This is a genomic window from Agrococcus terreus, from assembly GCF_014645235.1.
Lineage (GTDB): Bacteria > Actinomycetota > Actinomycetes > Actinomycetales > Microbacteriaceae > Agrococcus > Agrococcus terreus.
The window spans coordinates 841,746-868,219 of record NZ_BMLM01000001.1; the positions used below are offsets into that span (position 1 = coordinate 841,746).

Genomic DNA, 26,474 nt, shown 5'->3' on the forward strand with positions numbered 1-26,474 from the left:
TCACCGCCGCCTGAGGAGGCGGCGCCATGCCGAGATGTGCGGCTGGTCTGCTCGCCGAGGTGCCGCGACCTGCTCGACCTCATCGAGCAGCGCCAGGTACCCCTGTCCCATGCGGTACGGCGACCGCTCGCGCGCGTAGGCGAGCGCGGCCTCGCGGACCGCAGGGTCCCGGTACCAGCCGGAGGCGAGCAGCTCGGCGATGGAGCTCGCGGGGTCCTCGGTGTCGAAGAAGCGGATCCAGGTCTGGTCGCCGTAGTCTGCGGTGATGGTGTGCTCGTCGGGGAGCATCACGGGCAGCCCATAGGTGGCCGCGAGGTGCATCGTCCCCGAGTTGAGGATGTTGCGGTAGGGGAGCACGGCGACGTCGGCGGCAGAGAACCACGCAGCGATCTCGTCGTCCTCGAGGTAGCGCAGCGCGGCCGTGACCTCCACCTCCGAGTCGACGAACCGCTCGACCTCGTCGCGCACCTTGGGGGCCGGCTTGCCCGCGAGCAGCACCTCGATGGGGGTCGCACTGCCATGGAGGCGCCGAGCGGCCTCGAAGAGGTGCTCGATGCCCTTGTAGGGGCGGATCTGCCCGAAGAAGAGCGCCTGGGTGGTCGCTGCTCCTGCGCCGATCTCGACCCGCGCGCTCGAGCGGTCGAGACGCGCGCCGTAGATGCCCGCGTAGCTCGAGTGCGGCAGGACGCGCACCTTCTCGGCCGGCAGCGTGTAGAGGTCGCCGATCGCCTCCTGCGCGGTCGAGCCGAGCGTGTGGATCAGATCGGCGCGGGCAGCGAGGCCCCGGTGCAAGCGGATGGCGGTGTCGCGGAACCGAGAATCGTGAGGCAGGACGTTGTGGATCGTCCACAGGATGGGACGCCCGTGCGCGCGCGCGACGTCGATGGCGGCGAGCACGCGGTCGACCGTCTCGTCCGCGTGCGCCTGATCCCGGGCGCGCTCCGTGAACGGGCTCGTCCACTGGATGTGCACGACGCCCTCGGCGCTGGGCTTCTCCAGGTCGCCGATCAGCGCATCCGGCTTCTCCGAGCCGGGGAACGCGATCCCCGCCCCGCGCGCAGCCAGCTGGAGGATGGCAACGTACGGGTTCTCACCCCAGTTGGGGAACGAATAGACCCGGCGATGCTCGCGCTCCGGCCGCGGCGCGACCTCGACGTCGGAGGCGCGCCGCGTCGTGGTCCATCGCAGGGGCGTGGCGCCCTCGAAGACCACCTCGACCCGCTGGCCGTCGATCGCGTCCTCGATCGCGAGAGCGTCCGGAGCGGTGTCCGCGACGAGGGGAAGCTCGATGGAGCCGCGCTGGCGACGGTCGCGCCGCAACCACGCCCGCAGCGTCCGGCCGCTGAGGCGAGCGTCGCTCGGCAGCGGCGCGCTGAAGGCGGTGAGGGCAGCATCGCTGGCGCTCGGCGTCGCCCACGCGGGCGCCGAGTGGCGCACCGTGCCGTCGGACGATCGGACCACGACGCTCAAGCCGTCGGCGGCGCTCAGCGGCCGGCCGAGGTCCGCGACGCCGCGCAGCACGAGGCCGCGGTGCTCGAGGCGCACGCTGGTCACGCGCGCCTCGCGGACTCGGAGGCGGTCGATCAGCGCTCGCGCCCGCCTAGCGCCTTCGCCCCGGGCCGCGCGATCCGGCGCGGCGGGGACGGCGACGCCAGTGAGCGCCTCGCTCGGCAGCGCGGCGATGGCACGCTCGGCGTCGGCGAGCAGCTCGACGTCGTCGAGCAGGCCGAAGGCGATCGGCGCGACGACGCGGGAGACCAGCATCTCGGCCGCCAGGCGCGCTTCGATCGGCTCCTCGTCCACGAGGAGCTCGGCGGCACGCAGCGCTGCGACGGCCGTCACCGAGGCAGTGCGCGGGGTCGGGTTCGCGAGCGGGCTCGCGATCACCGCTTCCCTGCCCTCCCACGCCCTGCGCTCCTCGTCCCCGAGGCCGGCCAGCGCCGCGCGCAGCTCTCCCCAGCGGCGCGTCGCGACCCCGGCGGCGAAGGCCTCGAGCGCGGCGCCGCGCACGGGATCCAGCTCGTCGACGTCGTTGCCGAGCACCTCGACCATCCGGGCGGCGAGGCGCTCGACGCCCGCGAGGAGCGACGAGTCCTCGACCAGGTGGACCAGCTCGGCTCGCGTCCACCACTGCCCGAGCGTGTGGCTCGCCACGTAGTGCACGGTCGCTGCTCTGTCGCCATGGGCCTCGACGAGATCGATGGTCGCGATCGCCTGGTCGACCCAGTCGCCGAGCGTGGAGGGCCGCAAGTAATCGGCGCTCACCGTCGCCTCGTGGCGGCGGTGCAGGTAGACCTCGCGCGGGACCACCGCGATGGTCTCGGCGGCGAGCTGCAGGCGAAGCATCGGCGCGATGTCCTCGCAGTGGATGCCCTCGGGGAAGCGCAGGCCGATCCGATCCAGGAGCTCGCGCCGGAACAGCTTCGCCCACACCACGTGGTCCTCGAGCAGCGACGGCATGTCGGCGAGGCGGTAGCTGCCCCAGCCGCGCGAGAACTGCTCCCCGCGCATCGTCCAGTAGCGCGCCCGGCGGCCGTCGGGGAAGAAGTCCGTGCCGATGCCGGTCGCCATGTCGGCGCTCGACCCGTGCAGCGCGGTGACGAGGATCTCGAGCGCCGTCGGGATGAGGACGTCGTCGGCGTCGCAGAACGCAACGAGCGAGCCCGTCGCGTGGTCGAGGCCGATGTTGCGCGCTCGACCGATCCCGCCGTTCTCCGTCGAGACGACTCGGAAGCGCGCATCGCGCGCCTGGTAGGAGCGTGCGACCGCCTCCGAGCCGTCGGGCGATCCATCGATGACCAGCACCGCCTCCCACTGGTCCCAAGTCTGCGCGAGCATCGAGTCGAGCAGCTCGCCGAGCACTGCCTCGACGTTGTACACGGGTACGATGATCGAGATCAGCGGCCGGTCGCTCTGCTCGTGCGTCGAGGGGATCGACAAGGGATTGCTCCATCGGTCGGGGGCGGGATACCGGACAATTGTAGGGAGTCCTCTTGAGCCAGAGCACGTTCCAACCGCGCGGCGCCGACGGCGTCGACGGGCCGACCGTCTCGGTGATCATCCCCACGAAGAACGTGGGGGAGTGGATCCCGCAAACCGTGGAATCGCTCAAGGGCCAGACGCTCTCCGACATCGAGGTCCTCGTCGTCGACGACGGCTCGACGGACGACACCGTCGAGCGCTTCGAGGAGGCGGCTGCGGACGACCCGCGGTTCCGGATCCTCCCGAACCCCGGCATCGGCGGCGCGCAGGCGCGGAACCACGCGATCGCCATGGCTCGGGGTGAGTTCCTCGCGTTCGCCGACGGGGACGACATCATCCCGTCCGGGGCGTACCGTATGCTGGTCGAGCAGGCGAGGGCCTCGGGCTCGGAGATGGTCATCGGCAACCATCTCGTCATGGAGCCGCAGCAGATCACGTCGCGGGATCGCTCGGTGCCGCTCTACCGCGGTGTGCGGGCCGGTATCACGCTGCTCGACGAGCCCCGCTTCCTGCGCGACCGGGTGTGCTGGAACCGCATCATCCGCCGGAGCTCCTGGCACGCCGCTGGCCTCGCCTTCGCCGACTCGCGGCGCTCGAACGACATCCAGGCGATGACGCACGCGTACTGCGCATTCGCGTTCGACGTCATCCCCGAGCCCGTCTACGCCTACCGTCGCCGCATCGGGCGGACGTCGATGACATGGTCGAAGCACCAGCCGGGACCGCTCCTGGATCATTTCCGGCAGGAGCTCGCCTGCCTGGAGCCGGTTCGGCGGCTCGCTGACGAGCGGGTGCTCGAGCAGTACTTCGCGGGCATCCTCGAGTTCGACATCTGGGCGCACGGCGTGGTCGCCATCGAGTCCGACGGCGACGAGTTCGAGGAGGTCCGCGATCTCCTGGTGGAGCTGGTCACCGCAGCTCCTCAGCGAGCCCGCGACCGCCTGCCGCTCCGACCGCGGCTCGCCTACGGCCTCGTCGCGAAGCGCCAGTGGGAGCTCGCGCGCCTCATCCTCGGCGAGCCGGGCGTCGCGATGGCGGAGGCGCTCGAGCGGATCGACGTCGAGACCCTGATCCGCGCGAGCGTCGAGTCGGACCCCGGCTCGCACGAGGCGCTCGCCGACCTCGTCCGCACCGCATGCCTGGCGCCCATCGCGAACGGCACGGCCGACGAGGGGCACGTGGGGCGGCTGCACGCGCTCGCCCAGCGGATGCATCGTGCCGGCATCGTGGACCAGGCGTTCACGCGCAGGGAGCTGCACCTCCTGGCGATCGAGGACGACATCCCGGTCGAGGAGCTGCGGCTGCGCGCCGTGGAGGCACTTCCCGCGGAGACGCTGCAGTCGGCCGTCACTGCGACGCGCGAGGCGCTCGCGCGCGTGCGACGCGGCGGCGCTCGCGAGCTCCTGCGCGTCGCCGCCCGCGTCCGGCCGCGCCACGTGCTGGTGATCGCTCGCGAGACCAGGCCGCGGCACCTCGCCGCCGCGGCGCGCTCGGCCGCCCGTATCGCGCGTCGGCGTCTCGGCCGCTGATGCCGCGCTCCACCGACACCTCGACGGCCCCAGCTCCGGCTCGGCCGCAGCGACCGCGCGCGGCCGAGGTCGCACGCGAGGGCCCGCGCCGTGACATCCAGGGCCTGCGGATGCTCGCGGTCGTGAGCGTCATCGCCAACCACGCCTCCGGATGGCCCATCGGCGGATTCGTGGGCGTCGACGTGTTCTTCGTCATCTCGGGCTTCCTCATCACGGGGCTGCTCCTGCGCGAGCACGACCGCACGGGTCGGATCTCGTTCTCTAGCTTCTACCGCAGGCGCATCAAGCGGCTGATGCCCGCCGCGCTCACCGTCCTGCTCGTGACCGTCCTGATCGGCGCCTTCGTGCTGCCGCGCACGCGCGCGGTCGAGGCTGCCATCGATTCCGTCTTCGCCGCGCTCTTCTCGGTGAACTGGCGGCTGGCTACCGTCGGCACCGACTACTTCGCCGCCGGACAGGCTCCCTCGCCGATCCAGCACTACTGGTCGCTGTCGGTCGAGGAGCAGTTCTACGTGGTGTGGCCGATCATCATCGTGCTGGTGCTCTGGGCGGCAGGTCGCGCAGCCATCGGACGTGCCGGGCGTGGCGCGATCGTGCTCGGCGCCGCTTCGCTCATCACGGTCGCCTCGTTCGCGTGGGCGATGTGGGAGACGCGCGCCGACGAGGCCTTCGCCTACTTCTCGACGATCTCGCGTGCCTGGGAGCTCGGCGTCGGTGCGATCGTCGCGATCGTCGCGCAGCACTCCTCTCGACGCATCCCTGCCGCGATCGCGCCCTGGGCTGGTCTGGTGGGCACCGCGGGCATCCTCATGTCCTTCCTCGTGGTCGTGCCGTCGCCCGGGTTCCCGGCACCGAGCGGCCTGCTGCCGGTGCTGTCGACCGCGCTGGTCCTGGCAGCCGGCTTGACCGGAGGCGAGCGCTACGAGCGGGTCAACGTCCTGCTCACCAACCGTCTCGCGAACTCCGTGGGCGACATCTCGTACTCGCTCTACCTCTGGCACTTCCCGGTCATCGTCCTCGGCGCAGCCTTCGTCGCGCAGGACTCGGGCTGGTTCCTCGTCGGCGCAGTCGCCGTCACCGTCGTCCTCGCAGCGGCGAGCTACCGCTGGATCGAGGACCCGGCTCGCCGCTCCGCATGGCTGACGCCGACCTGGCGCTGGACGCCTCGCATCGCCGGGGCGTCGGCGGCTGTCGCGGCGCTCGTCGTGGTGGCGATCGCGGCCACGGGCATCCGCCTCGCGACCCCGCCGGCCGAGGCGCAGCCGGGCGACGTCGCGGTGGCGTCGTGCGTCGGCTACGGGGCGCTCGCGAACGGCTGCGGACCTGACGACCTCACGGGGCTCGTCACGCCCAGCCCCGATCGCCTCACCCAGGACACGGGCGACGCGTACGCCTGCTGGCGGGAGGAAGGCACCGAGCTCGAGACCTGCTCGCTCGGCAGCGACGCGGCGGACGCGCGCCGCGTCGCGATCATCGGCGACAGCCATGCCGCGATGCTCATGCCTGCCATCGAGCCGGAGCTCGAGGAGCTGGGGTGGAGCCTCGACACCTTCATCGGCTACGGCTGCCAGTGGAGGGTCCCGGATCCGTCCAGCGACTGCGCAGCGGTCATGGACGAGGCGTCCGCGCGTGTCAGCAGCGGCGACTACGACGTCATCATCACGACCGCGGCGCGATGGTCGGACTCCGGGTCCGGTGCCGTCGATGCCTACGCCGAGGCGTGGTCTCGCGCGGCGGCGGGAGGTTCTCGCGTCGTGGTGGTCGGCGACGCCCCGACCGTCAGCGAGGAGGCGCTCGCGTGCGTCGCTCGCGTGGGCTTCGACCCGAGGGAGGACGACTGCTCCACGCCGCGCGAGGAGGCGATGCAGCCGGTCGACCCCCTCGTCGCTGCGAGCGAGCGCGTGGAGGGAGCTGAGCTGGTGGAGGTCGCCGACCTCTACTGCAGCGGAGACTCGTGCCCTGCCGCCATCGGCGGCGTTCTGGTGTACCGCGATGCAGTCGGCCATGTCACCGCCACCTACATGCGCTCCGCGGGGCCGACGCTGGTCGAGCGCATCGCGACCGCGGCCGGTTGACGTGAGCCACAGGGACTCCGCAGGTATCATCCAGGGCAGTGCATCGCCGGCCCTGGCGGGCCGGCCGACTGGAGGAGCATGACTGCGGGCTTGGAGCGCGAGCGATCGGGATCGCGGACGATCACCGTCAACCTGCTCAAGAACCTCACCCTTCGGGAGGTGCGCTCGGAGTACAAGCGCACGGCGCTCGGACGGCTCTGGTCGCTGATCAATCCGCTCGCGCAGATCGCGATCTACGGCGTGGTCTTCGGCGTGATCTTCGGCGCGGAGCCCGAGCCAGGCATCAACTCGGGGATCCATCTGTTCGCGCTGTGGCTCGGCGTCGGGATCGTGACGTGGGGCTTCATCAACGGCGGCATCCGCGAGGCGATGCAGTCGTTCCTGAGCTATCAGGGGCTGCTGAAGAAGGTGTCGCTGCCCCGCTGGACCCTTCCCGCGTCGAAGGTGCTCGCCAAGGGGATCACGTACCTGACCGAGATCCTCGTCGTGGCCATCATCTGCGGCGTCCTGGGCGGCTGGGAGATCCTGCTGCGCATCTGGATGCTGGTCCCGCTCCTCGCGCTCACCGCCATGTTCATCTACGGGATCGGCCTCGTCCTGGCGATCGGGATCGTCTACTTCCGCGACCTGGAGCACTTCTGGGGCATCTTGACGCAGATCTTCTTCTACGCCTCGGGCATCATGATCCCCAGGACTACCGTGGAGGCCGCGCAGGCGAGCCTCGACGCCGGTGGGCACACCCTCCTCGGCGCGCCGATCCCGCTGCTGGCGCTCTTCGAGGCGAACCCGGTGTACCAGTTCCTCACCGCCTACCGGCGCGTCGTCTACGACTTCGCGTTCCCCGAGTGGCAGATCATGCTCTCGCTGGCGCTGTGGTCCATCGGCGCGCTCGTGGTGGGTCTGTTCGTCTACTCGCGCTACCAGGCGAAGATCGTGGAGGAGCTCTGATGACCGACAACGCCGTCGAGGTGCGGAACGTCTCGAAGACCTTCCGCGTCTACCACGACCGCAACCAGTCGATCAAGGCGACCGTGCTCAAGGGCGGTCGCGCGAAGTACGAGGAGTTCTGGGCGCTGCGCGACGTGTCCCTCGAGGTGCCGAAGGGCCTGACGTTCGGACTGCTCGGCCTCAACGGCTCCGGCAAGTCGACGCTCCTGAAGTGCATCGCCGGCATCCTGCAGCCGAACGAGGGGTCCATCACCACGCGAGGCCGCATGGCGGCCATGCTCGAGGTGGGCTCCGGCTTCCACCCTGAGCTGTCGGGTCGCGAGAACGTGTACCTCAACGGAGCGATTCTGGGCATGAGCGATCGGGAGATCGACCGCAAGCTCGACTCGATCATCGACTTCGCGGGTGTCGAGCGCTTCATCGACCATCCGGTGAAGAACTACTCGAGCGGCATGTACGTGCGGCTCGGCTTCTCGGTCGCGATCCATACCCAGCCGGAGCTCATGCTCGTCGACGAGGTGCTCGCCGTCGGCGACAAGGACTTCCAAGCCAAGTGCCTCAGCAAGTTCGACGAGCTCAAGGAGGAGGGCAAGACGGTCGTGGTCGTGTCGCACTCGATGGGCACGATGCGGACGTTCTGCGATCGCGCCGCGTGGCTGCAGGAAGGCGAGCTGCAGTCGGTGGGCACGGCCGCGGAGGTCGTCGACCAGTACGCAGGCTCCGGCGAGCCCGTGATCGAACTGCCTGGCGGAGGCAAGCGCCGCGGTTCCGGTGAGGCGATCTTCACGAGGATCCAGGTCCTCGGCGCAGATGGGCTCCCGCGCGACGAGTTCGCGCCGGACGAGCCGGTGCGGCTGCGCCTCGACTTCGAGGCGAAGGAACGCATCAACCGTCCGGTGTTCTCGGCGTCGGTCGTGAATGCGCATCAGCTCAACATGTTCCGCATCAACGGCATCGACCGCAAGTGGATCCCGGACGTGCTCGAGCCGGGGTTCGGATCCCTCGAGATCGAGGTGTCGTCGCTGCCGTTCGCATCGGGCGACTACCACGTCAATGCTGAGCTGCGCGAGCAGGGGAGCCCTGTGCCCGCCGATGATCTGCGCGAAGCATGTCCGATCAAGCTCCGGCGAGGTGATCAGTGGACCGCTCGCTCGCTGGTCTACGTGCCGTCCGCGTTCGACGGCCTAAAGATGGGTCTGAGCGCTCCCCGCTCCTGAACCAGCGTCGCTGAGCGCTCCTCGACGACACGCCGAACCGGAATCCGGCGCCGGAAACCCTCGAGCGATGCTTCAGGGTTCGCTAGCCTGGGCAGGTCCTTGCCGAACGATCATCGGACCGCCATGCGCCTCGCTCGAGCCTCGCTCGCCCTGCTGCTCGCTCTCGTCACCGTCGCCGCGGCGCTCGTCGCCGTTCCGCCCGCCAGTCGAGCGGAGGCGGCGGTGGCGAGCGACTTCGACCCCGGCTTCATCATCAGCGATGAGCAGTTCTTCGACGGCCTCGCGATGGGCGGCGCGCAGATCCAGTCGTTCCTCGACTCCCAGGTCCGCGCATGCGAGCGCGGCTACACCTGCTTGAAGGACTACTCGCAGCACACGCCGCAGATGCCGGCGAGCCTCTACTGCTCATCCATGCCGCAGCGCACCGATCAATCGGCGGCGGCGATCATCTACCACGTCGCGCGTGCCTGCGACATCAGTCCGAAGGTGCTCCTGGTCCTGCTCCAGAAGGAGCAGAGCCTCGTGACGCTGACAGCGCCGTCGCCGGTCCGGTATGAGCGGGCCACGGGCTTCGCGTGCCCTGACACCGCTCCGTGCGACGCGAGCTTCGGAGGGTTCTTCTATCAGATCTACTACGCCGCGCGACAGTTCCAGCGCTACGCGGAGCATCCCACGAACTACCAGCACCGGGCCGGCCATGTCAATCGGGTGCTCTACAACCCGAACGCGGACTGCGGGTCGAGCCAGGTGTTCATCCGCAACCAGGCGACAGCGGGCCTGTACAACTACACGCCGTACCAGCCGAACGCGTCCGCGCTGCGGAACCTGTACGGCACCGGCGACGCCTGCTCGGCGTACGGCAACCGCAACTTCTGGCGGATGTGGACCGATTGGTTCGGGTCCCCGACCGGCGTCGGCCCGCTCGTCCGGGTCGATGGCACGTCGGAGCACTACCTGATCGATGGCAGCACTCGCTTCCGCTTCACGTCCACCGCCCTGGTCGGGGAGTTTTCACGCCTCTCCTCGGTGCAGGCCGTCTCGCGCGCATGGCTCGGCACGACTCGCGATGGCGGCGAGCTGAGCCGAGTCCTGCGATCGTCCGACGGCCGAACGTTCTTCGTCGACGAGAGCAAGCGCTTCCAGTTCTCCTCATGCGCACAGATGGAGGCGTGGGGCTACCGGTGCGGTGGCCCGACGGTGAGCGCCGGGATCCTCGACGGTCTCCAGGACGGCGGGCGGCTCAACGACCTCGTCGGATGGGAGGGGGCCTGGTGGCAGGTCGCCGGCGGCGAGAGGCGCGAGGTCGCCGACACTGCCGTCTTGGGAGCGATGGGGATGTCCTACACCAATTCCTGGATGTCGCCGGGAGCGCTCGACCACCTGCGGATCGGCCCGCCGCTCCTCGCGCCCGGCTGGGGTGTGCGCGACGCGGGACGGACGCAGGCGCTCATGGGCGGCGGCAACGGCACGATCGTGGCGCTCGACGCGGGCCAGGCTCGGCTGAGCGCGTTCGCAGGATTCGCGGTCGCATCGGAGCAGTCGCTCGCGGCCGGTCGCGCCGAGGCGACCGCGCTGCCCAACCGCATCGACTACGGCGACACCGCATGGATCGTCACCGACCGCGGTGTCCTGCAGGTCTCCGAGGACCAGTACGGCGGTGACGCCTTCTTCACGGATCTGGCCTACCCGGCGTTGCGTGGCGTCCCGCAAGCGGGCGCGACGTCCGCGCGCGATCACTTCCAGGCAGAGGTGGGTTCGAGCACGGCCTGGCTCATCACCGGCGGCAAGCGGCAGCCGATCGCGGTCGCCCAGGTCCCCGCACAGGCGAGCCAACGGGGGCTGTCGTCGACGATCCACCGCGGCGCGCCCGGATACCTGAGCTGGATTCCCGAGCACTCGGACTTCGCCGCGGGCAGCCTCCTCCGCGACGAGCTCAGCGGACAGCTGCTCCTGACGTCGCGCAGCACGACGATCCGGGTCGACTCGATCGCCTCCCTCGCACAGCTCGGTCTCAGCACAGAGGCCACCACGGTGTCGCGCTCGGTGCGCAATGGCCTGCCTCCTGTCGGGCCGGTCCTCGACGACCCGGGGGTGACGTGCGAAGGCACCTCGGCCCTCGGCAGCGGCGGACGGCTGGTGGGCTTCTCGAGCGCGTCGTCGCGCGACGCGTGGCGCTTCACCTACGAGACGCTGCCCGCCGACGTCTGCCGGCTCCTGCGTCAGAGCGGGGTGCAGACCGGACCGGTGGTCACGGACCCGGCCGGCGCGCTCTGGCTCATCGAGGCGGGGGTGCGACGGCCCATCGACACCGCGAGGACGGCGGACCGCATCGCGGCGGCGTCGGGCGTCGCACGTGCGAGCATCAGCGGCACGACGCTGTACCTGCTGCCGCGCGGGCCGATGGTGACGCCGTACTGGTACACCGGCTCGCACGTGCAGGGCCACGGGCAGGCGGTGTCGTACATGGTCGACCAGGGTCGACTGCTCACGACGAACTCGACCGTCATGTGGGAGCTGGGATTCGCTCACCGTCCGACGGGCGTGCCCATCGAGGCGATCCAGGTCTCCAACCGCTCCGGATCGCTGCAGTCGACGCTCATCTCCTGCGGCGGCATCGCCTACGCCGCCGTGGACCAGCGCCTGATGCGCTTCCCCTGGCGGACGGCTCTCGAGTACGGCGACCGCTTCGCAGAGGTCTCATCGACGCTGTGCGGCAAGGTTCCCGTCGCCGGTTGGATGTCGCAGTACATCCGCGATACGTCGGGACAGGCGTGGCTCGTCGCGGGAGGGAGCCGCACGCGCGTGTCGTCGGTTCCGACCGGGAGCTTCGCCCCGGTCGTCGACCAGACGATGCTGAGCGCCATCCCGGCACGCTGATCTCGCGTGCCCGGCTGCGCGGGGCGCCTCCCTAGGGCGCCCTGCGCAGCCGATCGGATGAGCGCGCACCAAGACGCTGCTGGCGGGCTCCCTTCGCTCGATGGGCAGCCGGGAGCCCGATCAGCCGGCGGCGGTCGTGGTGATCGCCTCCGTGCTGGGCGCGCGCGGCGCGATCTGCCGCCGCAGCGGGCCGATGGCGAAGATCGTGAGGAACAGCATCCCGATCTCGATCCAGGGGCGCGACTCCGCGAGCCCCTGGACGAAGAGCGCGACCCACAGCAGCAGCGGGATGGCGTTGAGCGCGTGCGTCCCGGGGGCCGCGCGGTAGAGCGCGCCCAGCGAGTTGGAGACGGCACGGTACTGGATGGCGCCCCACACGAGCACGCCCACGATGCCGAGCTGCATGAACACGTCGAGCCAGACGTCGTGCGCCTGCAGGTAGACCATGCCGTGCAGCTCGCCGAGGGAGTCGAAGGGCGGCACCCACGGGATCCAGTAGCCGAGGTAGCCCACGCCGACGACGGGGCTCGTGAGGCCGAGCGCGATGACCCGCTCCCAGATGTCGAAGCGGCCGGTCATGTCGGCGTCGCGGCCGAGGAACTCGGTGACGTGCTCCCAGCCGCCCACGATGAGGCCGACGCACACGAGGCCCGCCGCGATCGCGACGCCGAAGATCCGGTAGAAGACGGCGCCGCGCCAGCGCACCCACGCGATGACGAGGAAGGCGAGCACCGCGACCATCGCCGTGGCGAACAGCACGGTGGCGCTGCGGGTGAGGGCCTGCGTGAGCAGCGGCAGCCCCATCCACAGCGGCCACAGGCGGTCGATGCGCGCGGCCGTCCGGCAGCCGGCGATGATGAGCGCGAAGAGCGCGACCATGCCCAGCAGGTTCGCGTTGCCCATGAGGCCCGAGATGCGGCCTCCCGCCAGGATCGCGCCGCTCGACCAGTGGAGCTCGGCGCTCACGTCGGCCGGGTAGTCGGCCCAGAGCGGGAACAGCGGCCGCCGCAGCACGAGCGCGACCCACAGCTCGAACAGCAGCGAGCCGGCGACGAGCCCCTGCATGACCCAGTGGGCGATGTCGAGGATCGTGCGGTAGGGGAGCGAGGCGACGAGCACCGCGGAGGCCATGGTGCCGACGAGGATGAGGGTGCCGACGAGCGACCACAGCGGCGAGATCGCCCAGGCGGCCGACACGAGCGCAAGGGCCGCGAAGGCCACGAGCGGCACCGGCAGGCGCCAGAGCCGGACGCGCAGCAGCACGAGCTCGACCGCGACCCAGACGAAGGTCGCGAGCACCACGGCGCCCCAGGCCGGGTAGCCGATGATGTTCCGCACCATGTCGCCGCAGGCGGCGTTCGCGAGGATCCACGTCGCGAGGACGGTCCTGCGGGTCTGGCTCGGCACCGGACCATGCTCCCACGCCCCTGCCCCCGGAGCGCCCAACCGGGGGACGCCCGGAGGTCGGTGTGCGAAGATGATGCGCTGCCGCCGCCGACAGGACTGGAACCACATGCGCGTCGTCGTCCTCGTGCCTACGTACAACGAGCGCGACGCCCTGCCCGTGACCATGGACCGGCTGCTCGCCGCGGCCCCCAACGTCGAGGTCGTCGTGATCGACGACGCGAGCCCCGACGGCACCGGCGCGCTCGCCGACGCGATGGCCGCCGCCGACCCCCGCGTCTCGGTGCTGCACCGCCCTGCGAAGCAGGGGCTGGGCGCCGCGTACGTCGACGGCATGCTGCTCGCGCTCGAGCGCGGCGCCGACGTCGTCGTCGAGTTCGACGCCGACGGCTCGCACCCGGCTGAGGCCGTGCCGCGCATGGTCGAGCTGCTCGGCCCGGACGGCCCCGCCGACCTCGTGATCGGCTCGCGCTGGGTGCGCGGGGGCGGCATCGTCGACTGGCCGTGGCATCGCGAGGCGATCTCCCGGCTCGGCAACCTCTACGCCATGGCGATGCTCGGCTCCGGGGTGCGCGACATGACGGCCGGCTGCCGCGCGTACTCGGCGGAGCTCCTGCGCGCCATCCCGCTCGAGGAGGTGCGGAGCCAGGGCTACTGCTTCCAGATCGACATGACGCGGCGCGCCCAGGACGCGGGCGCCGTCGTCGCGGAGGTGCCGATCCTGTTCCGAGAGCGCGAGGTCGGGGTCTCGAAGATGACACCCGGCATCGTGCGCGAGGCGCTCGTCCAGGTGACGGGCTGGGGCGTCGGCCGCGGCGTCCGGGCCCTGCGCGGCTGGCGCCGTCCGCTCGCGCTGGGACAGGCGGCGCCGCGCTGAGGGACCGGGCCGTCAGGCGAAGGCCGAGCGCCCGGTGATCGCCCTTCCGACGATCAGCGCGTTCATCTGCGCGGTCCCCTCGTAGGTGTAGAGCGCCTCGGCATCGGCGAAGAAGCGCGCGACGTCGTAGTCGGTGACGATGCCGTTGCCGCCGCACACCTCGCGGCACCAGGCGACGACCTCGCGCATCCGCGCCGTCGTGAAGGCCTTCGCGAGCGCCGAGTGCGCATCCTCCTGCCGGCCCTGGTCGAGCATGCGCGAGACCTGCACGCACAGCGCGATCGACGCCGTGATGTGCCCGAGCGACTTGGCGAGCAGGTCCTGCACGAGCTGGTGGCCGGCGATCGGCTGGCCGAACTGCACGCGCTCGGAGGTGTAGCGGACGGCCGCCTCGTACGCGCCGACCATGACGCCGACGGCGCTCCAGGCCACCTCTGCGCGCGTGAGCCGCAGCACGCGGGCGGTGTCGCGGAAGCTCGACGCGCCCTGCAGCCGCAGCGACTCCGGCACGCGCACGCCCTCGAGCTCGATGTCGGCGTTCTGCACCATGCGGAGCGAGATCTTGCGCTCGATCCGGGTCGCGCGGAAGCCGGGCGAGGTCGTCGGCACGATGAAGCCCTTCACCTGGCCGTCCTCGACGTCCTTCGCCCAGATGACGACGACATCGGCGTGGGTCGCGTTGCCGATCCAGCGCTTCGCGCCGTCGAGCACCCACTCGTCGCCCTCGCGCCGGGCGGTCGTGAGCAGCCCCTGCGCGGAGTCGGAGCCGGAGAGCGGCTCGGTGAGGCCGAAGGCGCCGATCGTCGAGCAGTCGGCGAGGCGCGGCAGCCACTCGGCGCGCTGCTCGGGGCTCCCGGCGACGCCGATGGACCCCGCGACCAGGCCGTTCTGCACACCGACGAAGGTCGAGATCGAGGCGTCGACGCGGCTCATCTCCAGCGCCACCCAGCCGCGGTAGACGGCGGAGTTCTCGAAGCGCGCCGTCTCGGCCCAGCCGGGGCCCACCACGCCGAGCGCGGCGATGCCGGGGATCAGGTGCTCGGGGAACGCGTCGCGGTGCCAGTGCTCCTGGATCTCGGGCGCGACCCGCTCCTCCATGAAGGCGCGCACCTCGGCGAGCGATGCCCGCTCGGCCTCGGTGAGGTCGGCGGCGAACCCGTAGAAGTCGCTCGCGAGCGGCGTGAACTCCATTGCTCCTCGTCTCCCGGCCGTCGTCGGCCGTCCCGCGTCAGCGTAGGGCCGCGGGCAGGCGGCCGCCCGCCCGTTGGTACGGTGGAGCCAAGCGAACGGAAGGAGCCGACGGCATGTTCGTGCCCATCGCCAACGCGCCGCGCTCCTACGCCTGGGGCAGCACGTCGCTCATCGCCGACTACCTCGGGTCCGAGCCCTCGGGCGGGCCGGAGGCCGAGGTGTGGCTGGGTGCGCATCCGGGCTGTCCCGCCCGCGTCGTGGGCGGCCCGCATCGCGGCGCCGGGCTCGACGAGGCGATCGCGGCGGAGCGCCGGCCGCAGCCCGCGCTGCTGCTCAAGGTGCTGGCCGCCGCCGAGCCGCTGTCCCTGCAGGCGCACCCGGACGACGTGCGCGCTCGCGCCGGCTTCGCGCGGGAGGACGCCGCCGGGATCCCGCGGGACGCGCCGCACCGCTCCTACCGCGATCCCTTCGCCAAGCCCGAGCTCATCGTCGCGGTCACCCCGTTCGAGGCGCTGTGCGGCTTCCGGGATCCGGCGCTGGCGCTGGAGGTGCTCGACGCCCTCGCCGCGGTCGACGCGCGGGTGGCACCCGCCGCGGCTCGCCTGCGGGCGGGCGATGCGCTCGAGTGGCTGCTATCGGGCGCTCCCGACGTCGCGGACGCGGTCGGCGCGGCGACCGGCGCCGGACCCGCCATCGCTGCGCAGCATCCGCGGGACGCCGACACGATCGCGCGCATCGCCGCGACGCACCCCGGCGACGCCGGACTGCTGGTCGCGCTGCTCATGCATCGGGTGCGGCTCGAGCCCGGGGAGGCGCTGTACCTGCCCGCGGGCAACCTGCACGCCTACCTCGAGGGCCTCGGGATCGAGCTGATGGGCCCGAGCGACAACGTGCTGCGCGGCGGACTGACGCCGAAGCACGTCGACGTGCCGGAGCTGCTGGCGGTCGTCGACCGGTCCACGCTCGCGGATCCGAGGCTGCCGTCGCTCGAGCTGGACGGCGCGACCGCGTATCGGCCCGAGGCTCCCTTCGAGCTGCGCCGGGTGCGCGGCCTGCACCGCCTCGGCGAGCCCGGCCGTCGGCTCCGCGGCGTCGTGCTCGCGATCTCCGGAGCGTCCGTCGAGCTCGAGGGGGCGAGGCACGAGCTCGCGCCCGCCGGCGCCGCGTGGATCGACGCCGACGGCACCGCGGAGATCGCGGCGCGGGACGCGTGGATCGCGCTCGAGCGCGACACGCCCGCGCGACCCGACAATCCCGGGGATGCGGGGCGACACTCCTAGGATCCCCGACTTGACGCGAGGCGAATCACACCGGTGTAATTGTCGCAACGCGGGGCCCGGCCGGGGGCCCGCAGAACCCGGGGGAACGCCATGCGAGAGGGACTGCAGCGCAGCACGTCGGCCGCGGACGAGACCCGCAGCCCGCTGCATCGGGGCGTGCCGGGCGACTGGTTCGTCGACCCCGTCATGCTCGGCGTGCCGGGCGTGCGCTCCGAGACCGCCGACCAGCCGCTCGGGTGGCAGGCCGACGCGCTCTGCGCCGAGACCGACCCGGAGGCGTTCTTCCCCGAGAAGGGCGGCTCGACCCGCGACGCCAAGCGCATCTGCGACTCGTGCGACGTGCGGCAGCAGTGCCTCGAGTACGCGCTCGAGAACGACGAGCGCTTCGGCATCTGGGGCGGGCTCTCCGAGCGCGAGCGCCGCAAGCTGCGCAAGCGCGCCTAGGGAGCCCCCGAGTGCGCGTCGTCCTGACGATGATGGTCCGCGACGAGGCGGACGTGATCGCGGCCACGATCGAGCACCACCTCGCCGAGGGCGTGGACCACATCCTGGTGACCGACAACGCATCCGTCGACGGCACCCGCGAGATCCTGTCCGACTACGCGCGCGTCGCCCCGATCACGGTGCTGGACGACCCCGAGCACCGCAAGCAGCAGGCAGAGGTCGTCACGCGGATGGCGCGCCGCGCCGCGACCGAGCTCGGCGCCGACTGGGTCATCAACGGCGACGCCGACGAGTTCGTGCTCGCGGGCGACCGCACCGTCGCCGAGGCGCTGGCAGAGGCGTCGCCGCGGATCGGGTGGTTCCCCGTGCCGGTGCGGAACCTCGTGGGGCCGACCGCGCGCAGCGGCTCGGGGCTCATGACGCGGATGCGCTGGCGCGACGAGCGGACGCCCGAGCAGCTGCTCGCGGCCGGGGTGCACGCGCATCCCTCGAGCAACGCCGTGCATGCGGCCGACCCGCGCGTCGAGGTCTCGCAGGGCAACCACGCCGTCACGACGCCCCAGCGCGGTGCCGCGCCCGATGCGTTCGGCCTCGAGGTGCTGCACGTGCCGTGGCGGTCATGGACGCAGTTCGAGCGCAAGACGGTCAACATGGGCCGCGGCTACGAGGCCTCACCGTCCCTCGACCCCAGCCCCAACCATCACGGCATGCGCGACTGGCGCAGGTGGAAGGCCGGCGTGCTGCTGCCCTTCTACCTCGCTCGCACGCCGCTCGACGACTCGGGCTTCGGCGACGGCTTCGTGCGGGACGAGCGGCTCGCGGAGCGCCTGGGGAGGCTCAAGCCGGTCCTGCGGGATCGGCTCGCGGATGCGGTCGATCCCGCGCGCGACGAGCCGTTCGACCTCGACGAGGTCGAGAGGATGCTCGCGCAGGAGCGCGCCGTGCACGACGTCGACGAGGCCTTCCACGCCCAGGTGGTGCGGGAGATCGAGCGTCGGCAGGCGGCCGAGCGCCGGGTGCTGACGCCGCAGCGCATCGCCCGTGGTGCGAGGCGGGCGGCCACCGCGCTGGTGCGGCGGGTGCGCCGCTGATCCCGTTGGGCGGCACACCGCCCTCAAGGCGGAGGCGTCGCCCGTCGCGCACCTAGCCTTGCCGGGTGCTCCCGAGGGTCTTCGCCGTGCTCGCCGTCAGCGACGGTGCAGCCGCCCTGCCCGCGACCCTCGCCGCGGTCGCTGCGCAGACCGTCGCGCCCGAGCGCGTGATCGCGGTCGACGGCGGCTCGCGCGACGGCTCGCGCGAGCTCCTCGAGGCCTCGGCGGCGCGCACCGTGCTCCACGAGCGGCGCCTGCCGTACGGCACGCTCGTCGCGCGCGGCGTCGCGGCGCTGCCCGAGGCGGAGCCGGGCGACTGGCTGTGGCTGCTCGCCCACGACGCGGCGCCCCACCCCCGCGCGCTGCAGGCGCTCCTCGGCCACGTCGACGCGCATCCGAGCGTCGCGCTCGTCGGCCCGAAGGTGATGCGCGCCGACGAGCCGGACCGCTTCGCCGAGCTCGGGCAGACGATGACGCCGTTCGGCCGGAGCATCCTGCTGCACGAGGGCGAGCTCGACCAGGGCCAGCACGACGACGTGTCGGACGTGCTCGGCGTCGCCGAGACGGGCGTGCTCGTGCGCCGCGACGCGTTCGATGCCCTCGGCGGCTTCGACCCCGCTCTGCGATCGATCGACGCCGGCCTCGACCTCGGCGTGCGCGCGCGCCTCGCCGGCCATCGGGTCGCGGTCGAGCCTCGCGCCCGCGTGCGCCGCGCCGGCGGGCCCGAGCACTTCCAGGCGCGCTCGGTGAGCGACGCCCAGCGCGTCGCCGTCGCCCGCCGCGCGCAGCTGCACCGCCGGCTCGCGTACGCGCACCCCGTCGCGCTCGTCGCGCACTGGCTCCTCCTGCTGCCGCTCGCGGTCGTGCGCAGCCTCCTGCACCTGCTCGCCAAGCGGCCCGCAGCGGTGCTGGCGGAGTGGCGCGCGACCCTCGCCTCCGTCGTCTCGTTCGGTGCCACCGCTCGCGCCCGACGCAGGATCGCCGCCGCGCGCGAGGCCGGCTGGCGCACGCTGCGGCCGCTGCGGATCCGCTGGCGGCAGGTGCGCTCCGGGCGCCGGGCGCTCGGCGACCCCGTCCGCGCCCAGCATCCGGTCGACGAGCGCGTCGGCTTCGTCGAGGGCGCGGGCCTGTGGGTGACCGCGCTCGCCGTCGTCGTCGGCATCGTCCTCTCGCCGCAGCTCATCGGCGCCGCCCGCGCGACCGGCGGCGCGCTGCTGCCGCTCTCGGGCACGCCCGCCGAGCTGTGGACCAACGCGCTCGCCGGCCCGCGGGACGCGCTCGGCGCGGTCGTCGGCCCCGCCGACGCCTTCGCCATCGTGCTCGCCCTGCTCGGCACGCTGACGCCGTGGCAGCCGTCGACGAGCATCGTGCTGCTGCTCATGCTCGCGCCCGCGATCGCATCCGTGACGGCCTTCTTCGCGGTGCGGCGGCTCACGGCCTCGCGGTGGGCGCCCGCGGTCGCGGCCGCCGTCTGGGCGCTCGCACCGACGCTCCTCGCCGCGATCGTCGAGGGCCGCGTCGGGCCGATCGTCGCCCACCTCGCGCTGCCGCTCGCCGTGGCCGGCATGCTCGCCGCCCACCGCTCCTGGCGCGCCGCCGGCGCGGCGGCGATCCCGGTCGCGCTCGTCGCCGCTTCGGCGCCCGTGCTGCTGCCCGCGCTCGTCGTGCTGCTCGTGCTCGCCGTCGCGCTCGGCTGGCGCAGCCCGCTCCGCCCGCTCGCCGCGGCGGTGCCCGCGGCGGCGCTCGTCGTGCCGGTCGCGGTCGACCGCTGGCTCGCCGGCGTCCCGCTCGCGGCGCTCGCGGACCCGGGCGTGCCCCGGCCGGGCGACGCGCCGACCGCCGTGGAGGCCGCGCTGCTCGCGCCGGAGGGCACGATGGCCGGCCTCGAGGCCGTCGTCGCCGCGCTCGCGCCCGGGACCGATGCGGCATGGGTCGCCCTCGGGCTCCTCGTGCCGCTCGCCGCCGCGGCGCTCGCGGGCGTGGTGCTGCGGCCCGGCCGAGCCTGGCCATGGCTCGTGCTGCTGCTCGCGGGCTACGCGACCGCCGTGGGCGCGACGCGCCTCGCGCTGACGAGCCTCGAGGGCGAGCCGGCGACGGTGTGGGCCGGATCCGGTGCCTCGCTCGTGCTCGCGGCGCTCGTCGCGCTCGCGGTGGTCGCCGTCGACGTGGACGACCGGCGTGGGGCCGCGCCCGGCGCGCTCGTCGCGATCGCGGCGGTCGCCGCATCCGTGCCGGTCATCGCGACGTCGTTCCTCGCGCCCGCGGTCGTCGTCGCCGCGCCCGAGCGCCGGATGCCGGCGTTCGTCGACGCGGCTGCCGACGAGGACGCGCGCGTCGGCGTGCTCGTCCTGCACCCGCTCGCGGAGGGCGTCATCGCCATCGACGTCGAGCGCGGCGACGGACGGACGCTCGATGACCTGTCGACGGCCGATCTCGTGCGCACCGCGGCGGATCCGGTCGAGGCCGAGCTCGCGCAGGCCGCGGTCGACCTCGCCGCCGGCGGCGACGTCGACGTCGCGCGGCTGCTCGACGACCAGCGCATCCGGTTCGTGCTGCTCGAGCAGGAGCGCGAGGGGGCGGCAGGCGTGCACGACCGGGCGCAGCGCTCGCTCGACGCGCGCGGCGACCTGGAGGCCATCGGCCAGACCGAGGCGGGCCTGCTGTGGCAGCGCGACGCCGACGACGTCGGCGCGCCCGCCGAGCGGCCCGCGTGGGCCGGCTGGCTCCTGGTGGGCCAGCTCGCCGCGCTCGCCGGCGCGGTCGTCGCAGCGCTGCCGTCGCTGCGCCGCGGCGACCGGACGCGCACGCGCAGGACCGACGGGACGGGGGAGTGGCGATGAGCGATCGCGATCGGGCTGAGGGCCCGGACCCGCTCGAGCTCGACGGCTCGCAGGAGTTCGACGACGCGTCGTCGATCGAGGACGACGAGGAGCCGCGCGCGCACCGCGCTCGGCAGCGCGAGCTCGAGGTCGAGGCGGCGTCCGCCGACCTCGCGAGCGACGTCGAGCTCACCGACCGCGAGGCTGCCGCCAACTCCGCGGCGGAGGCGGCGCGCGGCCCGCAGCGCCGAGACGCCCTCCGCTGGGCCCTCCGCGCGGGCGCCGGCCTGGCCGCGGCGGGCGTCGCGACCGCGGCCGTGCTCGGCGCGGGTGCGCTGCCCGAGGACGCCGCCGTGCGCGCCGAGCCGCCGACCACGCTCGTCCAGCCGGCCGCGCCGCTGCAGTCCCGCGTCTGCGCGGGCCCCGCCGTGCGCATCGGCACGGCCGACGGCCAGGATGCGCTCGCCCGTGCCGCGATCGCGCAGCCGCAGGTGGCCGTCGGCAGCCTCGGCGGAGAGGTCGCCGAGGAGGCGCTCGTCGCGCCCGACGGCTCCGAGGCGTCCACCGCCGTCGACCAGCGCGGCGAGAGCTCGACGCTCTCGGCCGCGCAGTCGCTCGACGTCGGCGTCGACGCCGCGCGCGGCTTCGCGGCGAGCGAGTGCGCCGAGACGAGCCTCGACCAGTGGCTCGTCGGCGGCTCGACCCGCACCGGCCGGCAGTCCGTGCTCACGATCGCCAACGCCTCCGACGTCTCGGCGAGCGTCGACATCACCGTGCACGGCGCCGACGGCCCCGTGCCGTCGGTCGGCTCGAGCGGCGTCGCCGTCGCGCCCGGCGCGGTCGAGACGATCGACCTCGCGGCGATCGCGCCCGGCGTCGAGGACGCCGTCGTCCACGTCGCGTCGACCGGCGCGCCCGTCGCGGCGCACCTCCAGCAGACCACCACGCGCGGCCTCGCGCGCGGCGGCTTCGACGTCATCGATCCCGTGCAGGCGCTCACGACCGCGGTGCTCGCCGGCATCGCGATCGAGGCGCCCACGGGCGTCGAGACCGAGCCCGACCACGACGACACCGTGCCCGTCCTGCGCCTGCTGTCGCCCTCGGGCGGCGCCGTGACGGTCGAGCTTCGGTCCGCGGACGGCACCGTCACGACCTCCGAGGGCACGCTCGAGGCAGGGCGCGTCACCGACTTCCCGCTCGAGGAGATCCCGCTCGGCGACCTCGTGCTCCGCATCGAGTCCGACGCCCCGGTCGTCGCGGGCGCGCGCGCCGTCGCCAACGACGCCGCCGGGCTCGACCTGGACTGGGTCGCCGGCGGCCAGCCGCGCTCGGGCGCCTCGGCGATCGCGGTGCCCGCGGGGCCGTCGCCGACGCTGCACGTCGTGAGCGCCTCCGACGAGGCGCAGGAGGTCGTCGTCGACGGCGAGCGGATCGCGCTGCCCGCCGGCGGCGCGATCGTGCGCGATGTCGCGCCCGGCACGGTCGACGTGGAGGGCGCCGACGTCGTGCTCGCCGTCGCCTACCGGGGCGACGGCCTCGTCGGCGGGTTCACCGCGAGCCCGCAGGGTCCGACCGCGGAGGGCATCCGCGTCGTGCACTGACGCGCGTCAGTGGTGGCGCCAGCGGTCGGGCGCGACCTCCCACGGGTCGCGGCCCAGGAGCTCGCCCGCGGCGCGGAACACGGCGCCCTCGATGGCGATCTGCCGGTGCCATGCGTCATCGACGTGCACGCGCGGCAGCCGCTGCAGCGGCAGCCGGAACACGGTGATCGAGCGGCGGTGCGGGTCGACGGCGAAGTCCGGCACCTCGACGACCTCGTCCGCGAGGATGCCCGGCGGCATGTCGGCCCACAGGAAGTCGACGTCGCCGAGCTCGTCCGGCCACAGCGACTGCACGTAGTCGGCGGCGTCGGCCGCGACGTCCTCGAAGCGCGTCTCGCGAGAGGAGAGGTAGGGCAGCACCGGCCCCGCGACGGACGAGCGGAGCTCGCGGCCGTGGCGCGACCGGCGCGCTCGAGCGCGGCCGGGCATGCCGCCATCCTACGCGCGGCGCGGCCGGTAGCCTGAGGCGGATGGACGGCAGGACCTGCGCTCGCCCCGGGTGCCGGCGGTACGCGGACCGCACGGTGACCGTCGACTACGACGCGCGGATGCTGGTCGTCGGCCCCCTCCAGGCCGCCTCGCGGCAGGGCGCGATCGAGGGCAGCTACGACCTGTGCGACCCGCACGCGGAGCGCGCGACCGGCCCCGAGGGCTGGACGGTCGTGCGGCACGAGCCCGACCGCGCGCTCCCGTAGCGGGCCTCCGGGGATCCCGAGCGGGGCCGCCGGCGGCGCTGCGCGGATAGGCTGGGAGCGTGAGCACGCTCCTCGTCACCGGCGGCGCCGGCTTCATCGGCTCGAACTTCGTGCACCACGTGGTCGAGCACACCGACCACGACGTCGTCGTGCTCGACAAGCTGACGTACGCGGGCGACCGCGCCTCGCTCGCGGGCCTGCCGGAGGACCGCGTGCGGCTCGTCGTCGGCGACATCGCCGACCCCGAGGTCGTCGACGGCCTCGTCGGCGACGCCGACGCCGTCGTCCACTACGCCGCCGAGTCGCACAACGACAACTCGCTGTCCGACCCCTCCCCGTTCGTGCACACGAACCTCATCGGCACGTTCACCCTGCTCGAGGCGGCCCGCCGCCACGCGCGCCGCTTCCACCACATCTCGACCGACGAGGTCTACGGCGACCTCGAGCTCGACGACCCGGCGAAGTTCACGCCCGAGACCCCCTACAACCCGTCGAGCCCCTACTCGTCGACGAAGGCCGGCTCCGACCTCCTCGTGCGGGCCTGGGTGCGCTCGTTCGGCCTCGAGGCGACCATCTCGAACTGCTCGAACAACTACGGCCCCCGCCAGCACGTCGAGAAGTTCATCCCGCGCCAGATCACGAACGTCATCGACGGCGTGCGCCCGCGCCTGTACGGCGCGGGCGAGAACGTGCGCGACTGGATCCATGCCGACGACCACTCGAGCGCGGTGCTCCGCATCCTCGAGCGCGGCCGCATCGGCGAGACGTACCTCATCGGCGCCGACGGCGAGAGGAACAACCTCGAGGTCGTGCAGGCGATCCTGCGCCTCATGGGCCAGGAGGCCGACGCCTTCGACCACGTCGCGGACCGCGCCGGCCACGACCTCCGCTACGCGATCGACGCCACGAAGCTCCGCGAGGAGCTCGAGTGGGAGCCGACCTACACCGACTTCGAGGCCGGGCTCGCGGCGACCATCGACTGGTACCGCGCCAACGAGGCGTGGTGGCGTCCGCAGAAGGCGGCGGCCGAGGCCAAGTACGCGGCCGCGGGCCACTGAGCGTGGTCGCCGCCGCATCCGGGGGTCCCGCCCGCGTCGTCGTCCTCGGCGCGAACGGCCAGCTGGGTCGCGCGCTCCGCGCCCGCTGGGCCGAGCGCGACGACGTCGCCTGGCTCGGCCGCGACCAGGCCGACCTCGAGCGCCCCGAGTCGCTCGGCTCGATCGACTGGACGGGCTGCGAGGCGATCGTCAACGCGGCCGCGTACACCGCGGTCGACGCCGCCGAGACGCCCGAGGGCCGGATCGCGGCGTGGCAGGTCAACGCCGTCGCCCCGGCCGCGCTCGCGCGCATCGCCGCCGACCAGGGCATCGGGCTCGTGCACGTCTCGAGCGACTACGTCTTCGACGGCACCCGCCCGGAGCACCGCGAGGACGAGCCCTTCAGCCCGCTCAGCGTGTACGGCCAGTCGAAGGCCGCCGGCGACATCGCCGTCGCGACCGCGCCGCGGCACTGGATCGTCCGCACCTCCTGGGTCGTGGGGGAGGGCAGGAACTTCGTCGCCACGATGGCGTCGCTCGCCGAGCGCGGCATCGACCCGACGGTCGTCGGCGACCAGGTCGGGCGGCTCACCTTCGCCGCCGAGCTCGCGCGCGCCATCGACCACCTGCTCGCCGTCGACGCGCCGGCAGGCACCTACAACGTGTCGAACGCGGGCGAGCCGCGAAGCTGGGCCGAGATCGCGCAGCGCGTCTTCGAGCGCACCGGCCACGACCCGGCCCGCGTGACGCCCGTCACCACCGCTGCGTACTTCGCAGGCAAGGACGGCATCGCGCCCCGCCCCGAGCAGAGCGCCATGGACCTCTCGCGCCTCCGCGCCACCGGCTTCGAGCCGGAGGACCACGAGGCCGCGCTCGACGCGTACGTGGATGCGCTGTCGGCCGGAGGCCCCCCGCAGGACGCCGCCGCGGTCCGCTGACGAGGTGGGAGGATGGCGGCATGACCGACACCGCCACCTGGCTCGACTTCGACGTCCGCGACCTCGGCCTCGCCGAGGCCGGCCGTCACCAGATCCGGCTCGCCGAGCACGAGATGCCCGGGCTCATGGCGCTGCGCGAGCGGTACGCCGCCGAGCAGCCGCTCGCCGGCCACCGCATCGCCGGCAGCCTCCACATGACCGTGCAGACGGCGGTGCTCATCGAGACGCTCGTGGCGCTCGGCGCCGACGTGCGCTGGGCGAGCTGCAACATCTTCTCCACGCAGGACGAGGCGGCGGCGGCCGTCGTCGTCGGCTCGGGCACCGTCGAGGCACCCGCGGGCGTGCCGGTGTTCGCCTGGAAGGGCGAGACGCTCGAGGAGTACTGGCGCTGCACGAACCGCATCTTCGACTTCGCCGAGGGGCCCACGCTCATCCTGGACGACGGCGGCGACGCCACGATGCTCGTGCACCGCGGCCGCATCGCCGAGCAGGCGGGCGGCGCGCCGGTCACGCCCGAGGACGCGCCCGAGGAGCTGCACGTCATCGACGCGCTCGTCGCCCGCACGCTCGCCGACGACCCGCAGCGGTGGACGACCATCGCGGCGCAGCTCCGCGGCGTCACCGAGGAGACCACCACGGGCGTGCACCGCCTCGAGCAGCTCTTCGCGCGCGGCGAGCTGCTCTTCCCGGCGATCAACGTCAACGACTCCGTGACGAAGTCGAAGTTCGACAACCGCTACGGCATCCGCCACTCCCTGCCGGACGGCCTCAACCGCGCGACCGACGTGCTCATCGGCGGCAAGACCGCGTTCGTCGTCGGCTACGGCGACGTCGGCAAGGGCGCGGCGGAGGCGCTGCGCGGCCAGGGCGCGCGCGTGATCGTCTCGGAGGTCGACCCCATCTGCGCGCTGCAGGCGGCGATGGACGGCTACCGCGTCGCGCGCGTCGAGGACTGCCTCGACGAGGCCGACATCTGGATCACGACGACCGGCAACGAGCACGTGCTCACGCTCGAGCACCTGCAGGGCATGAAGCACCTCGCGATCGTCGCCAACGTCGGCCACTTCGACAACGAGATCGACATCGCGGCGCTCGAGCGCTCGGGCGCCGAGCGCATCGAGATCAAGCCGCAGGTGCACGAGTGGCGCATGCCCTCGGGCCGCTCGCTGCTCGTGCTGTCGGAGGGCCGGCTCATGAACCTCGGCAACGCGACCGGCCACCCCTCGTTCGTGATGTCGAACTCCTTCTCGAACCAGGTGCTCGCGCAGATCGAGCTCGCGACGAAGGACGTCGAGCTCGGCGTGCACCGCCTCGCGAAGGAGCTCGACGAGGAGGTCGCCCGCCTGCACCTCGACGCGCTCGGGGCCCGCCTCACGACGCTGACGCAGCGGCAGGCCGACTACATCGGCGTGCCGGTCGAGGGGCCGTTCAAGCCCGAGCACTACCGCTACTGAGCGATCGGCAGCGAC

The 26,474-nt window shown here is 73.0% G+C and carries 19 protein-coding genes; 15 read left to right on the forward strand and 4 right to left on the reverse strand.

All coding sequences use genetic code 11. From position 1 onward, the window contains the following. A complete protein-coding gene (locus IEW90_RS04075; RefSeq protein ID WP_188716305.1) occupies positions 1 to 2,940 on the reverse strand; it encodes a glycosyltransferase in 2,940 nt (979 codons plus the stop codon). A 53-nt stretch (positions 2,941 to 2,993) separates the two neighbouring features. On the opposite strand from IEW90_RS04075, the gene IEW90_RS04080 reads away from it, so the two are divergent. From IEW90_RS04080 to IEW90_RS04100, 5 genes are all read left to right on the forward strand, one after another. After that, positions 2,994 to 4,511, forward strand: coding sequence for a glycosyltransferase family 2 protein (locus IEW90_RS04080; RefSeq protein WP_188716307.1), 1,518 nt, complete (start codon positions 2,994 to 2,996; stop codon positions 4,509 to 4,511). After that, positions 4,511 to 6,586, forward strand: coding sequence for an acyltransferase family protein (locus IEW90_RS04085; RefSeq protein WP_268236812.1), 2,076 nt, complete (start codon positions 4,511 to 4,513; stop codon positions 6,584 to 6,586). The genes IEW90_RS04080 and IEW90_RS04085 overlap by 1 nt, the downstream gene beginning before the upstream one ends. A 78-nt stretch (positions 6,587 to 6,664) precedes the next feature. Next, positions 6,665 to 7,534: an ABC transporter permease gene (locus tag IEW90_RS04090; protein WP_188716312.1), complete on the forward strand. Its 870-nt coding sequence runs from the start codon at positions 6,665 to 6,667 to the stop codon at positions 7,532 to 7,534. Then, positions 7,534 to 8,751 carry an ABC transporter ATP-binding protein gene (locus IEW90_RS04095; protein WP_188716314.1) on the forward strand — a complete coding sequence of 406 codons (1,218 nt, stop codon included), beginning with the start codon at positions 7,534 to 7,536 and terminating at the stop codon, positions 8,749 to 8,751. The genes IEW90_RS04090 and IEW90_RS04095 overlap by 1 nt, the downstream gene beginning before the upstream one ends. A gap of 123 nt (positions 8,752 to 8,874) precedes the next feature. Then, positions 8,875 to 11,628, forward strand: coding sequence for a hypothetical protein (locus IEW90_RS04100; RefSeq protein WP_188716316.1), 2,754 nt, complete (start codon positions 8,875 to 8,877; stop codon positions 11,626 to 11,628). A 120-nt stretch (positions 11,629 to 11,748) separates the two neighbouring features. On the opposite strand, the gene IEW90_RS04105 is transcribed toward IEW90_RS04100, so the two are convergent. Then, complete coding sequence (locus IEW90_RS04105; protein WP_188716318.1) at positions 11,749 to 13,035, reverse strand: O-antigen ligase family protein; 1,287 nt, start codon at positions 13,033 to 13,035, stop codon at positions 11,749 to 11,751. Positions 13,036 to 13,141: 106 nt separating this feature from the next. On the opposite strand from IEW90_RS04105, the gene IEW90_RS04110 reads away from it, so the two are divergent. Beyond that, a complete protein-coding gene (locus IEW90_RS04110; RefSeq protein WP_188716321.1) occupies positions 13,142 to 13,909 on the forward strand; it encodes a polyprenol monophosphomannose synthase in 768 nt (255 codons plus the stop codon). 12 nt (positions 13,910 to 13,921) lie between these two features. Here the strand turns inward: IEW90_RS04110 and IEW90_RS04115 are convergent, their stop codons facing one another. Then, positions 13,922 to 15,100, reverse strand: a complete 1,179-nt coding sequence (locus IEW90_RS04115) for an acyl-CoA dehydrogenase family protein (protein ID WP_188716323.1) — start codon at positions 15,098 to 15,100, stop codon at positions 13,922 to 13,924. 113 nt (positions 15,101 to 15,213) lie between these two features. Here IEW90_RS04115 and manA point away from each other — a divergent pair, with 113 nt between their 5' ends. The 5 genes from manA (at position 15,214) to IEW90_RS04140 (ending at position 22,335) form a co-directional block, all read left to right on the forward strand. Beyond that, positions 15,214 to 16,380, forward strand: a complete 1,167-nt coding sequence (gene manA, locus IEW90_RS04120) for a mannose-6-phosphate isomerase, class I (RefSeq protein ID WP_229679477.1) — start codon at positions 15,214 to 15,216, stop codon at positions 16,378 to 16,380. 186 nt (positions 16,381 to 16,566) lie between these two features. After that, the gene (locus IEW90_RS04125) at positions 16,567 to 16,824 is read left to right on the forward strand and encodes a WhiB family transcriptional regulator (RefSeq protein WP_188718017.1); all 258 of its coding nucleotides are present in this window, start codon (positions 16,567 to 16,569) and stop codon (positions 16,822 to 16,824) included. Between the two features lie 11 nt (positions 16,825 to 16,835). Beyond that, positions 16,836 to 17,915, forward strand: a complete 1,080-nt coding sequence (locus tag IEW90_RS04130; RefSeq protein ID WP_188716325.1) for a glycosyltransferase family 2 protein — start codon at positions 16,836 to 16,838, stop codon at positions 17,913 to 17,915. 65 nt (positions 17,916 to 17,980) lie between these two features. Further along, positions 17,981 to 20,755 (forward strand): glycosyltransferase, encoded by a 2,775-nt coding sequence (locus IEW90_RS04135; protein ID WP_188716327.1) that lies wholly within the window; start codon positions 17,981 to 17,983, stop codon positions 20,753 to 20,755. Next, positions 20,752 to 22,335, forward strand: a complete 1,584-nt coding sequence (locus IEW90_RS04140) for a DUF5719 family protein (RefSeq protein ID WP_188716329.1) — start codon at positions 20,752 to 20,754, stop codon at positions 22,333 to 22,335. The genes IEW90_RS04135 and IEW90_RS04140 overlap by 4 nt, the downstream gene beginning before the upstream one ends. 6 nt (positions 22,336 to 22,341) lie before the next feature. Here IEW90_RS04140 and IEW90_RS04145 read toward each other — a convergent pair whose 3' ends face one another. Continuing rightward, complete coding sequence (locus IEW90_RS04145; RefSeq protein ID WP_188716331.1) at positions 22,342 to 22,764, reverse strand: hypothetical protein; 423 nt, start codon at positions 22,762 to 22,764, stop codon at positions 22,342 to 22,344. A gap of 41 nt (positions 22,765 to 22,805) precedes the next feature. Here IEW90_RS04145 and IEW90_RS04150 point away from each other — a divergent pair, with 41 nt between their 5' ends. From IEW90_RS04150 to ahcY, 4 genes are read left to right on the forward strand one after another with little or no spacing between them, the layout of a single operon-like run. Continuing rightward, positions 22,806 to 23,030, forward strand: a complete 225-nt coding sequence (locus tag IEW90_RS04150) for a DUF3499 family protein (protein WP_188716333.1) — start codon at positions 22,806 to 22,808, stop codon at positions 23,028 to 23,030. Between the two features lie 59 nt (positions 23,031 to 23,089). Beyond that, complete coding sequence (rfbB, locus tag IEW90_RS04155; RefSeq protein WP_188716335.1) at positions 23,090 to 24,088, forward strand: dTDP-glucose 4,6-dehydratase; 999 nt, start codon at positions 23,090 to 23,092, stop codon at positions 24,086 to 24,088. A 2-nt stretch (positions 24,089 to 24,090) separates the two neighbouring features. Further along, a complete protein-coding gene (locus tag IEW90_RS04160) occupies positions 24,091 to 25,005 on the forward strand; it encodes an SDR family oxidoreductase (protein WP_229679479.1) in 915 nt (304 codons plus the stop codon). Positions 25,006 to 25,025: 20 nt separating this feature from the next. Beyond that, a complete protein-coding gene (gene ahcY, locus IEW90_RS04165; protein ID WP_188716337.1) occupies positions 25,026 to 26,459 on the forward strand; it encodes an adenosylhomocysteinase in 1,434 nt (477 codons plus the stop codon). Positions 26,460 to 26,474: the final 15 nt, after the last annotated feature.